The 10,494-nt window shown below is 60.2% G+C and carries 9 protein-coding genes and 1 pseudogene; 2 read left to right on the top strand and 8 right to left on the bottom strand.

The genetic code is table 11. From position 1 onward, the window contains the following. Nucleotides 1-209 precede the first annotated feature (209 nt). Nucleotides 210-1,283, bottom strand: coding sequence for a sugar ABC transporter substrate-binding protein (locus EOA24_RS03130; protein ID WP_126078848.1), 1,074 nt, complete (start codon nucleotides 1,281-1,283; stop codon nucleotides 210-212). 167 nt (nucleotides 1,284-1,450) lie between these two features. On the opposite strand from EOA24_RS03130, the gene EOA24_RS03125 reads away from it, so the two are divergent. Further along, complete coding sequence (locus EOA24_RS03125) at nucleotides 1,451-2,479, top strand: aldo/keto reductase (RefSeq protein ID WP_126078849.1); 1,029 nt, start codon at nucleotides 1,451-1,453, stop codon at nucleotides 2,477-2,479. Nucleotides 2,480-3,062: 583 nt separating this feature from the next. Here the strand turns inward: EOA24_RS03125 and EOA24_RS03120 are convergent. Both EOA24_RS03120 and EOA24_RS03115 read right to left on the bottom strand, forming a co-directional pair. Next, entirely contained in the window at nucleotides 3,063-3,275 is a 213-nt protein-coding gene (locus EOA24_RS03120; RefSeq protein ID WP_245467200.1) for a hypothetical protein, read from the bottom strand. A 41-nt stretch (nucleotides 3,276-3,316) separates the two neighbouring features. Beyond that, a complete protein-coding gene (locus EOA24_RS03115) occupies nucleotides 3,317-3,559 on the bottom strand; it encodes a hypothetical protein (protein WP_126078851.1) in 243 nt (80 codons plus the stop codon). Between the two features lie 674 nt (nucleotides 3,560-4,233). On the opposite strand from EOA24_RS03115, the gene EOA24_RS03110 reads away from it, so the two are divergent. Beyond that, nucleotides 4,234-5,142, top strand: a complete 909-nt coding sequence (locus tag EOA24_RS03110) for a LysR family transcriptional regulator (protein WP_126078852.1) — start codon at nucleotides 4,234-4,236, stop codon at nucleotides 5,140-5,142. Nucleotides 5,143-5,432: 290 nt separating this feature from the next. Here EOA24_RS03110 and EOA24_RS03105 read toward each other — a convergent pair whose 3' ends face one another. The 5 genes and pseudogenes from EOA24_RS03105 to EOA24_RS03085 all read right to left on the bottom strand — a co-directional run bounded on the left by EOA24_RS03105 (nucleotide 5,433) and on the right by EOA24_RS03085 (nucleotide 10,394). Further along, a complete protein-coding gene (locus EOA24_RS03105) occupies nucleotides 5,433-6,278 on the bottom strand; it encodes an alanine--tRNA ligase-related protein (protein ID WP_126078853.1) in 846 nt (281 codons plus the stop codon). Nucleotides 6,279-6,446: 168 nt separating this feature from the next. Beyond that, on the bottom strand, nucleotides 6,447-6,857 hold the full coding sequence (locus EOA24_RS03100) for a carboxymuconolactone decarboxylase family protein (RefSeq protein WP_126078854.1): 411 nt from the start codon (nucleotides 6,855-6,857) through the stop codon (nucleotides 6,447-6,449). 140 nt (nucleotides 6,858-6,997) lie between these two features. Beyond that, complete coding sequence (locus EOA24_RS03095; RefSeq protein ID WP_245467201.1) at nucleotides 6,998-7,540, bottom strand: carboxymuconolactone decarboxylase family protein; 543 nt, start codon at nucleotides 7,538-7,540, stop codon at nucleotides 6,998-7,000. Nucleotide 7,541: 1 nt separating this feature from the next. After that, a pseudogene (locus EOA24_RS03090) lies at nucleotides 7,542-9,071 on the bottom strand (MDR family MFS transporter); the annotation flags it as partial. 174 nt (nucleotides 9,072-9,245) lie between these two features. Next, nucleotides 9,246-10,394: an HlyD family secretion protein gene (locus EOA24_RS03085; RefSeq protein WP_126078856.1), complete on the bottom strand. Its 1,149-nt coding sequence runs from the start codon at nucleotides 10,392-10,394 to the stop codon at nucleotides 9,246-9,248. Nucleotides 10,395-10,494 lie beyond the last annotated feature (100 nt).

The raw sequence follows: 10,494 nt of genomic DNA, 5'->3' as shown, positions 1-10,494 counted from the left end.
GGATGAGCAGCTGCTCCCGCATTGTCCGGGGGACCTTGACGCCAACGGCGTTCTTCTTCGCTGGCTGTATTGCGGTGGGCGGCAAGCTTGTCTTCCTGGTTCGATGCGAGGCAAGTTCATCGGTAGCGGGCTATGCATCCGCGGCCGATGCCGTCGCCGCCCCATCGCGAGATGAGATGGCGAGGGCGGTGGCAGAGAGCCGTTAGGGCTCAGGTCGGCTCGGCATCGCTGCGGCCCTCGAAGCGCGTCTTGCCGACATAGGCGTCGACATTGTCCTTGGTCACATAGGCCTGGCTGGTGTCGCTGTTGGCCGGGCCGACGAGACCGCCGGAGAGCTTGTAGAGATACATCTGCTGCACCGGCAGGAAGCCCTGCAGATAGGCCTGCTGGTCGGTGGTGAAGTTGACGTCGCCTGACTTGATGAAGTCCAGCGTCTGCGGAAACAGGTCGAAGCCGGCGACCGCGCCGCCGCCCTTCACCAGGCCGTATTTGTTGGAGATAAAGCCGCAGGCATAGGTGTCCGAACCGCCGGTGCCGAACATGCCGTTCACGTTCTTGTGGCTGAGATAATAGCTCTCGACGCGCGAGATTTCCGTTGCCGGATCCGGGCCGGTGTTGACGACGTCGTAAGTGACGCCGCTGTTGGAGTCCTTGATCGCCTGGATATAGCCGTCGAGGCGCGGCTGAGTGTTGAGCGAGCCAGGCACGCCGATCGACAGCATGACGTGGCCGCCTTTGGGGATCAGCTTCAGCCATTTCAGCGCCGAGTTGTAGCCCGACTGATAGAGCGGCTGGCCGACATAGGAAAGCCGCTTGTTCGGACTGCCGACAGGCACGTCGGCATTGAAGGCGACCACTGGGATGCCGGCCTGAGCCGCCATTTCGGTGGCGGCGTCGAAAGCCGTCGGATCGACCAGGCACACCGCGATGCCGTCTGATTTCTGCGCGATCGCCGTCTGCATGGCGCTGACCATTTCGGAGACGACGTTCTTCTGCGAACCCGTCCACTGGTAGCTGCAGCCGAAGGCGGCGCAGGCGTCCTGGATGCCATAGACAGTCGGCGTGAAGAACTGGTCCAGCGTCACATGGCAGACGAAATGGAATTTGTAGGGCTTCTTCGGCAGGCCAGCCGATGAATCAGCTGCTTTTGCCGCGCTGATGCCCGCCAGTCCGCCGGCAAGGCCGGCGGCGCCGATGCCGAGCTTGCCGGCCAGCGCGAAGGCGCCGCGCCGGCTCATCGCGGCGTTCCCCAAGTCCATGTGGTTCTTCGTTTCGTCGTTCACCGCTTCCTCCCTTTTTGCGGGCTTACCCGCTTGTGTGTCATGTGGTTACATTGTTATATGATAAGTTAGGTGTCAATGGCCTTTCGACGCGGATCGATGGCGGGCTCTCGGGCGATATCGCCGCGGCAAGCCGGCTCGGACAAAAACAGGGATCAAGGGAAGCAAAGATGGCTGAAATCGAGTTCAGGACTGTTGCGAAGAACGGGCTCGAGGTGACGACGATCGGACTCGGCGGCACGGGGCTCGGCAACATGTATCGCGCCGTCGATACAGATGCCGCGGTCAACACCGTGCACGCAGCCTATGACAGCGGCATCCGTTATTTCGACACCGCCCCTGTCTACGGCTTCGGCGTCAGCGAGACGCGGTTGGGCCTTGCGATCCAATCGCTACCCCGCGCCGACATCGTCATCTCATCCAAGATCGGCTACGACCTCGTGCCGATCCCGCCCGAGAAGCTGAAGCCTGCGCTGTGGGACCAGCCGGGCTCCTTCCGCGCCGAGTTCGACTATTCGCGCGATGCCGTGATGCGTTCGCTCGAAGGCACGCTGAAGCGGCTGGGCACCGACTATGTCGACATGGTCTCGATCCACGATCCGGACGAGGCAATCCATTTCGGCCCCGGCGAGGACCCCTACGCCAGGAGCCGTTTTCGCGAGGCCATGGACGGCGCCTATCCCGCGCTCGACGAGCTACGGTCGCAGGGCGTCATCAAGGCGGTCGGCGTTGGCATCAACCAGTGGCAGATGCTGTCTGATTTCGTTGTTGCAGGAGAATTCGACTATTTCCTGCTCGCCGGCCGCTACACGCTGCTCGAGCAGGAGCCGCTGGCGACTTTGCTGCCGCTCTGCGAGCAGCGCGGCACCAGGATCATCATAGGCGGTCCTTACAATTCGGGCATCCTGGCGACGGGGGCGGTCAAGGGCGCGACCTTCAACACCCGGCCGGCGCCCGAACCGGTGCTGGAGCGGGTGCGTCGGATCGAGGCGATCTGCGCCCGCCATAAGGTTTCGTTGCCGGCGGCGGCGCTGCAGTTCCCACTCGGCCATCCGTTGGTGTCGAGCGTCATTCCCGGCGCCCGGTCGGCGGACGAGCTCAAGCAGAACCTTGCCTATCTGCGCGAGGACATCCCATCCAGTTTGTGGACCGACCTCAGAGACAGCGGATTGATTGCGCAGGGCGCCCCCCTCCCATGACCGACGAGGGTTGATGCGCATTCATCGTCCGGTTGTACATCTCAAATGGAGTGCGGAACCGTCGATTTCCGCCTGCGGATCGAATGACCGCTTTCGGCGGAGGTCGATGCGGTGCGCATGGGCTTCAATAGGCGCAAAGCTGTCATTTCCTACATCACGGCTTGGCGCCTCTCTTTTGCCAGCAACTGGTAACCTTCAACAATGATGGCTTCCCGTTGAGGGCGCGGTAATACCACGCTTAGGCGCGCTAACTTGCGGGCGCTCCCGTTTCGCGCAACTTCCCGGCGCAGTGATGCGCCCTATGGCTCGCAGCGACGATGGCGTGCCCTTCCAACGCGTTAGCCGTCCCGGTTAGACCGGGACGGCTATTGATTTATGATAAAATTGGTTGCGGGACCCGCAACCCCTGAGCAACCGTCCGGTGGAAGATGAGGCACGCGCCTTCCTAGCAGCTATAGACGTTCGCCGCTCTCGCAGCGGCGGCATAACGCCGCTCGCCTCACACGAGCCGATGCGGCGCAATGTCCTTGATGATCAGGAGGATGTCGCCGCCGTTCTGCCACTTCCCCCGATAAGCAACGACCTACTGGAAATTGAAATACAGTGCCGGCGGATACTGCGACCCGTCGGTGGCCGACACATTTGCCTGCGCCGCGGGCTTGACCCCGCCTGTGGCCATGTTGTCCAGCGGCGGCTTGGCCCGCTCGGCCTTGGCGGCAACTTCCTGCGTCACCGGGACCTTCTTCTGGGCCTCCGCCGTCTGCGACAGGGCAAGCACGACGAACAGCCCTGACATGACGAATTTCCTGACGGTTTTGCTCTTCTGGCTCTGTGGCCTCATGGCTTGAAACCAGTCGCGTCGAGCACGGCGACTTGGTTGCCGTCGATGTAGAAGCGGATCGCGTGCGCCTCGTTGTCCATGTCTATGCGCGTCGGTTGCGCGCCCAGCGTCCCCGGGGCGGTCCTGGCATATTTCGAGGGAAAATCCCCAGCCGGTGCGTAGCGGAAGAGTAAAGCCAATGCGATACATCCGGCGGCGAATACAAGGAAGGTAAGTCTGGAAGAAGTTGTCGACGTCATCTAGTGGTTCCTTCAGGTTGAAGTGGCATCTACGGTTCGCTTCTCCAGAAATAGAAACATGACATTTGACGTAACCAAGATCTGTTCAAGAACCTTGTGCCATGACTAGCTAGAAGGCGGCAGCGGTCGGCGGGCGAAAAAGTGATGGTACTTTCGACTCGCGTACGCGCGACCCGCGCACTCACGCCCAACGAGAATTCCGCACAAGCGATTTCAAGTTTCGGGTTTCTCTTTACTTAGCGAATCGTTATTTCCGCTGCGAAGAGCCGCGGCTTTTATGCTCGCCGACATCCGCTAGGCACTTTCATCGATGCTAACCTTGGAGGCCACAGTACATTGTCTAGCATAATCTGGTAGTCGCGATGACGCGGTCACGTCGCCGCATTGTTCAGAAGCAATCGCGATACATTTGCAGGGCAACAAGGCCGAGAGAGGCCAGTCTTACAATTGATGTGTAGCGCATAGTTGTTCATTTTGGTTAAATGTTACTGTATGATCTGGAACAAATCCACTGCTCCACCTTCTATCAGTTCTGAATGATCGATGTCGCTTGAAGATACTTCTTCACTCATATATCGACAGGGCTTAATTATGTCGATGACGGTGCTGCTGTCTTGTGCTATGTTTTGTTCAGCCTGCTGCAAGAATTGCAGCGGTGGTGCCAGAGGCTGCCGATGCGTTACCTGAACTCCGCTCACTATATCGATGTGGTGGCCAAGACCGGGTCAATCCGCGCCGCCGCAGAATTGCTCGCCATAACCTCGACGGCGCTCAACCGGCGTATATTGGCGATGGAGGCCGAACTCGGCGTTGCGATTTTCGAGCGACTGCCTCACGGCGTGCGATTGTCCAGCGCCGGCGAACTTCTAGTGCAGCACATGCGCAACCAGTTATCCGATATGGAGCACGTGAAATCGCAGATTGCAGACCTTGCTGGCGCCCGGCGTGGCCATGTGGCGATCGCCTGCAGCCAGGCACTGTTGCCCTACCATTTGCCGATGCAGATCTCACTCTACCGCAAGGAACATCCGAATGTGACCTTCGGAGTGCACCTGCGCGACCGGGAGGAGGCCGAGCGTGCCTTGGTCGATCACACGGCCGACATCGCCATCGTCTACGAGCCAACCCGGCTGGCTGCTTTCATGACTCTGATGCGGGTGCACCAGCCGGTGCATGCGGTTATGCGGCCCGATCATCCGCTGGCTTCTCATGAGACGGTGCGCTTGCGCGCTTGCCTCGACTATCCAATCGCGCTTCCCACATCAAGTTACGGCGTGCGCTACCTGCTCGACATCGGGGCGCAATCGTCATCGCTGCAGCTGGAGCCGGTAATTCAATCGGACAGCTTCGTATTCCTGCGCAACCACGCTATTTCGGAGGATATCATCACCTTCCATTTCCCAATTGGCCTGTCCCACCAGACGATGACCGGTGATATGATCTCCCGGCCGCTCGACCCGCGCGACGTGCCCGCTGGCATGCTCTATGTCGGCCAACTCAAGGGCCGCACCCTGCCGGTGGCCGCTGCCCGTTTCGCCGACCAGCTTTCCGACTCGCTGGCGCAGCAGTATGACGTGTCGTGAGGCACCTGCCACTCAGCTTGATGACTGGATAAGGCTGTGGGGGTAAGCGTTGCGGATGTATGCGCACCCGACGGGTGCGCAGCGACACTGTCCGGGCCTTTGTCGGCCCTCGACCTGCATGCCGACGATAGCAAAAGAACGCCCCCTCAATAGTGGGTCTTACGATGTAGCGGTCTACCGCTACCATCGTTCCCCACATTCGTTTTTGACGCCATTGGGGCTCGGCCCCTCGACAAGGTGGCCTTGGGGGTCAAAAGGAGATCATCGCACAGCCGCCTCTTTTCAATTTTTCACCCGCGATCCAATTGGCGCATTTCTGCGACATCGACACCGTGCGTGTCGAACCACCATTCCGGACTCTTGTCGGCATGCCGGTCGCGAAGCCGCACGTACTTGGCGCGAAGCCGCTTCTGGCGTTCGACCTCTTCCTCAAAGAAAGGGTGATCCAGCATGCCGCCCATTACGCAAATGCGGCGAAGCAGCTTTCGCAGAACGTATCCCTGCTCCTTGTTGCCAGGTCGATATCCGCTTTCAATCACCTTCATCGCTGTATCGCGCAACGTGGTGAGTGCGTTGTCAGCCGGGATGCCGTTGACGATCATGTCGAGGCGCTCAAGGCCGAAGCCGGCGTCGATGCAGGTCCCGAGCGGATTGACGATGTTTCCGATCTCGACCACACCCTTGTGGAACTCCGTGCAGTATCCACTGATACTGCCATCGCTCCACGTGCATTCCGAATCCGGGATAATCGGCACGCGCCCGCGATAGAGCGGGCTCCATTCGGTCAGTCGGTCCGGATGAATGGTCGCGTGATCTGGAACCAGCCCGAGCGTTTCCAGAAACTCGAGCCAGAAATCTATTGCTTCGCCGACGGTCATCTCCCTGAAGGAGAAAAGGCCGAGCATGGTGAAATTGAGAAAGTGGGTTCCGTCTCCGATCTCGTCGAGGTCGCCCATGCGCAAGCATGCCTGGCTGTTGGCGACGGTTCCAATGTAGGAGGGATCCGAGAAGAACGATTTGTACTGCTGCATTCCAGCGCTGCAGAAAAGCGTGGTTTCGTCGTGCGGCTGTACGGATTCAAAACGTGTGAAATTGATGCCCTTTGAAAGGCAAAAGTCTTGATATCGCCGGATCAGGCGTCCCGCGGTGACATAGGCAACCTCCTTAGCGGAGGCGGGTCAGGACTATGAATTGCATGCTTATCTCCTTTCTTGCTTCTTCTCTATTTGCTGGCACAACAGGTTGGAAAAACAACAGCGCCGCTCTCGCAGCGCTGGTGCCGATTACCTCCATGGAGCGAACGCTTAAGGGCGAAGAGCTTGCGGTTCATCCGCATCATCGACGGCGCCATTGAGTATGTCCTTCACATGGACCAGCGCATTTCGAACCGCGGCCCCTCCGGCGTAGAAAGTAAGTTGCAGGATCGCTTCGACGATCTCCTCGCGGGTTGCGCCCGCCCTGAGCGCGGCTTGAGTATGCGCCCGCAATTGCGTGACGGTGTGTGTGACGCACGAAGCGATCACCACGAGTTCACGGGTGACGTAATCGAGACCGGGGCGGGTGGTGATGCCGCCAATGGCCCATTCTATAGACATGTCCGTGAAGTCCGGACAAAGGTCTTGCATGTCGCGCACAAGAGCCTCGCCGGCTCCGGCTCCGAACAGCCGCTCGAAATAAGCCAGCCCGCGCTGGCGTAGTTCGGGGTTGGAAATCATGGCTGGTCTCCTTTTTCATTCGAAGAGAAAGTTGGGCAATGATCGCCCACTCGGTCCATGCCGATCTTCATGTACGACTTGGCGCGGGCTGTTTTCACCGTCGCTGCGTATCTCACATCGACAGGGACGATCGTGGCGCTTCATGTGCAACCCGTTGAGGCGTCGGAACACGTCTCCCCGGCTGCATGGAGAACCGATCGGAAGCCGATGGCGAGACGATCCCAGAGATTGGTCGTGCCGACGAGCAAGGTCAGCTTGGCGAGTTCGTCGCGATCGAATTGTTCCCGAGCTTGCTGGTGGATGGCATCGGTCACGTGCGTCGTGGACAGCACGGTCAGAGCCTCCGTCCAGGCGAGCGCGGCGCATTCGCGCGCCCTGAATGGCATTGCCGGATCACGCCAGGCGTGGAGCACGCGAAGCCGCTCTTCCGTCTCGCCATGCAAGCGGGCGTTGCGTATGTGCGAATGGATGCGGCAGGCACAGCCATTGATCTGGGAGGCACGCATCTTCACCAGCACGATCAGGCTCTGTTCGAAGCCGCAATTCTTGACCGCCTCTTCCAAGGTCCGGATCGCATTCACAGCATCGAAAGCGCTCTCCGCCGTCTGGAAGTCAAATCCCTGTTGCATGATTCTCATCCTCCGGTCGCCGGGTCGTCGGCACTCAATGCCGGTTTTCGACATCTCAGTGACCGCCGCCACCCTCGATCTTGCCCGGTTTCCGAAGCATCAGGCTGGCGCCGAGTGCTGCCACCAGGGCTGCCCCGAGCAGGTAGAACATGTCGCTGAACGCCATGATATAGGCCTGCTTCTGCACAACTCTTGCGATGGCGACGATGGCCTGGTGGGTCGCGGCGGAGCGATCGCTGATGCCATGGACCAGGAAATATCCAGTCAAACGGTCGATGCGCGCGCGGGTGCTTTGCTCGAACAGCGACACCGACTGAACCAGCACGTTCGAGTGGAATTGCTCGCGTTTCGTCAAAAACGTCTGGAGCATGGCTATGCCGGCGGCGCCGCCGAGATTTCGGATCGTGTTGAAGAGCGCTGAGGCGGAGCCTGCATTCTCCTGCTCGATCCCGGCGGTAGCGATAGCGGAAAGCGGCACCATGACGAGGGCCTGACCAAAGGCCCTCACGGTGTTCGGCCAGAAAAGCTGGTCGGACGCGTAGGTCGCCGTCATCTCGATGTTCATGAAGTTGCTCGCCGCAAACAGCGCAAAGCCGATGGCGACGATCATGCGCAGGTCAAAACGCTGCATCAGGCGGGGCACCAGAGGGATCAGCACCAATTGGGGCAAACCCGTCCAGGCCAGCACCATGCCGATCTGCTCGGCATTATAGCCCTGGATGCGCGCAAGGTAGACGGGGAGGATGAACACCGCGCCGTAAAGCGCTATTCCCAGCAGGAAGCTGGCCAGAATGGCGAAACCGAAATTCCAACGCGCGAGCAGCTTGAGGTTGAGCAAGGGCCTTTCGCTTCTCAGCTCGATCCACAGAAAGAGCGAAAGACTGACGGCGGCGATCAGCGACAGCCGCACGATGAAAGGTGAGCCGAACCAGTCGTCCTTGTTTCCTTCCTCAAGCACGGTCTGCAACGCCCCGAGCCCGATCGCCATTGTGGTGATCCCCGCCCAGTCACCCTGACGCAGCAGCGAGAGTTGCATTGGCGTCCTTTCGAGGGACCCCCACAGCATGGCGACCATAAGCGCACCGGGAACGAGATTGACGTAGAAGATGTACTGCCAAGCCCAGTTCTCGGTGAGATAACCCCCGATCGTCGGTCCGATCGCCGGAGCAAAGGTCGCCGACAACGCAAACAGCGCGAACCCGATCGGCTGCTTCGCCTTGGGCAGGAGAGTTATGGTGATGGTGAAAGCAACCGGGATCAGGACGCCCCCGCAAAAGCCCTGAAAGGCTCGCAGGACGATCATTTCCTGCAGGTTTTGCGCGAAGGCGCAGGCGACGGAAAAAGCAAGAAACAAGATCGCGTTGGCCAGCAGATAGATACGGATCGAGCAGACCCGTGACAGCCATCCGGTGAGCGGAATGACGACAATTTCCGCGACGAGATAGGCGGTCGATATCCAGCCTCCATCGTCGATACCGGCGCCTATGGCGCCTTGAATGTCGGCGAGCGAAGCATTGACAATCTGGATATTGATTACCGCCATGAAGGCTCCAAGCGTCGAGCCGATGACCGCGACCCAGGATTTAAGAGATGCCGACTGGCCCTCGAGCTGGGCTCGACTCGGCGTTTTTTCGCGTGCGGAGTGGGTGGTTAGAGTTGCAGGCACGGTCGGACTCCTTGGTACTAGGGAACCAACAGGCAAAGATGTTGGACGGCGGCCGGCGAGCTGACGGGAGGGGGATCCGCTCAGCAGTGCCGATCATCGGCTGACGATGATCCGGCGACCGCCGTCCAATTCGCGCTGTGCGGCGCGAAAGGCTGATTTCGTGTCGATAGTCGGTTCGACCGACATGCCGGCCCGAAGCAATCCGGCGAGCCCGCCGCCCTCGATCGCGATCTTCACCGGAATACGTTGGACTATCTTGGTGAAGTTGCCGGTGGCGTTATCGGGGGGCAGCAGGGCGAATTCGAGCCCGCTTGCTGGCGACAGGCTGTCGACTTTCCCCCTGAGCGCCACACCGGGGAAGCCGTCGACTGCGAGTTCGACCGGCTGTCCGCTGCGCACATGGGCGAGTTGTGTCTCTTTGAAATTCGCCACGACATAGACCGCATCCAGTGGAACCACAGCCATGAGTTGGGTTCCGGCCTGCACGTACTGGCCCACGCGAAGCGAGCGAGCCCCGACTGTGCCGTCGACCGGCGCGGTGATCACGGTGTAAGAGAGGTTGAGCTGCGCCTGGCGCAGCGCTGCGCGGCTGCGATCCGCTTCTGCGTAGGCCTTACCGCGCTCGCTCGCGAGCACGTCGATCGCCTTGCCTGCCGCAGCCAGCGCGGCGCGATCGCGCTGCAACTGGGCTTCGTTCTCGCCGAGCGCAGCCACAGCCTCCTGTGCCCTCTGGCCGGTGCCATACCCGCTGCTCAGCAAGGTCTTGTACCGATCGTTCTCCTGTCGCGCGAAAGTGAGCTTCGCTTGCGTCGCGGCGACATTCGCCCTTTGCTGTTCTATCACCGAATTCTGCAGGGCGATTTGAGCGTCCAGATTGCGCAGCGCTGCCTCCGCTGCTTCGACGTTGGCTTGCGCCTGGTCTAGCGCGGCCCTGGCATCGCGATCATCGATGCGGGCGAGGACCTGCCCTGCCCTGACGCGCGTGTTGTCCTCCACGAGCACCTGGGCGATGTAGCCAGAGGTCTTCGGAGCCACGATCGTATAGTCGGCCTTCACATAAGCATCGTCGGTCGATTCGAGGTACTGGCCAACTGTCCAGTAGTCATAACCGTAGGATGCCGCGGCGGCGAGGCCAGTCACCAGGCCCATCGCTATTGCAACTCGCTTGACGATCCGTCCTCGTGACCGCGGCGCTTCCCCTGCCTCGAGCTCCAGGATGGCTGGATTGACGGTTACGTTCATCGCGATCTCCTTTTCGGCGGGAGCATGGCCGGCTCACTCGAGGAGTATGCGTTAGCACCATGGATGTGATAATCAGCGGACTAATGGAAGGATCATCCAT

The organism is Mesorhizobium sp. M2A.F.Ca.ET.039.01.1.1 (assembly GCF_003998035.1).
Taxonomy (GTDB): Bacteria; Pseudomonadota; Alphaproteobacteria; order Rhizobiales; family Rhizobiaceae; genus Mesorhizobium.
This window is presented reverse-complemented; position numbering and strand designations above follow the sequence as displayed.

Excerpts from the sequence above, each read along its gene's own strand:
- EOA24_RS03125 (WP_126078849.1), top strand. The coding sequence starts at position 1,451 with ATGGCTGAAATCGAGTTCAGGACTGTTGCGAAGAACGGGCTCGAGGTG.
- EOA24_RS03120 (WP_245467200.1), bottom strand. The coding sequence starts at position 3,275 with ATGTCAGGGCTGTTCGTCGTGCTTGCCCTGTCGCAGACGGCGGAGGCC.
- EOA24_RS03115 (WP_126078851.1), bottom strand. The coding sequence starts at position 3,559 with ATGACGTCGACAACTTCTTCCAGACTTACCTTCCTTGTATTCGCCGCC.
- EOA24_RS03110 (WP_126078852.1), top strand. The coding sequence starts at position 4,234 with ATGCGTTACCTGAACTCCGCTCACTATATCGATGTGGTGGCCAAGACC.
- EOA24_RS03100 (WP_126078854.1), bottom strand. The coding sequence starts at position 6,857 with ATGATTTCCAACCCCGAACTACGCCAGCGCGGGCTGGCTTATTTCGAG.
- EOA24_RS03095 (WP_245467201.1), bottom strand. The coding sequence starts at position 7,540 with ATGTCGAAAACCGGCATTGAGTGCCGACGACCCGGCGACCGGAGGATG.
- EOA24_RS03085 (WP_126078856.1), bottom strand. The coding sequence starts at position 10,394 with ATGAACGTAACCGTCAATCCAGCCATCCTGGAGCTCGAGGCAGGGGAA.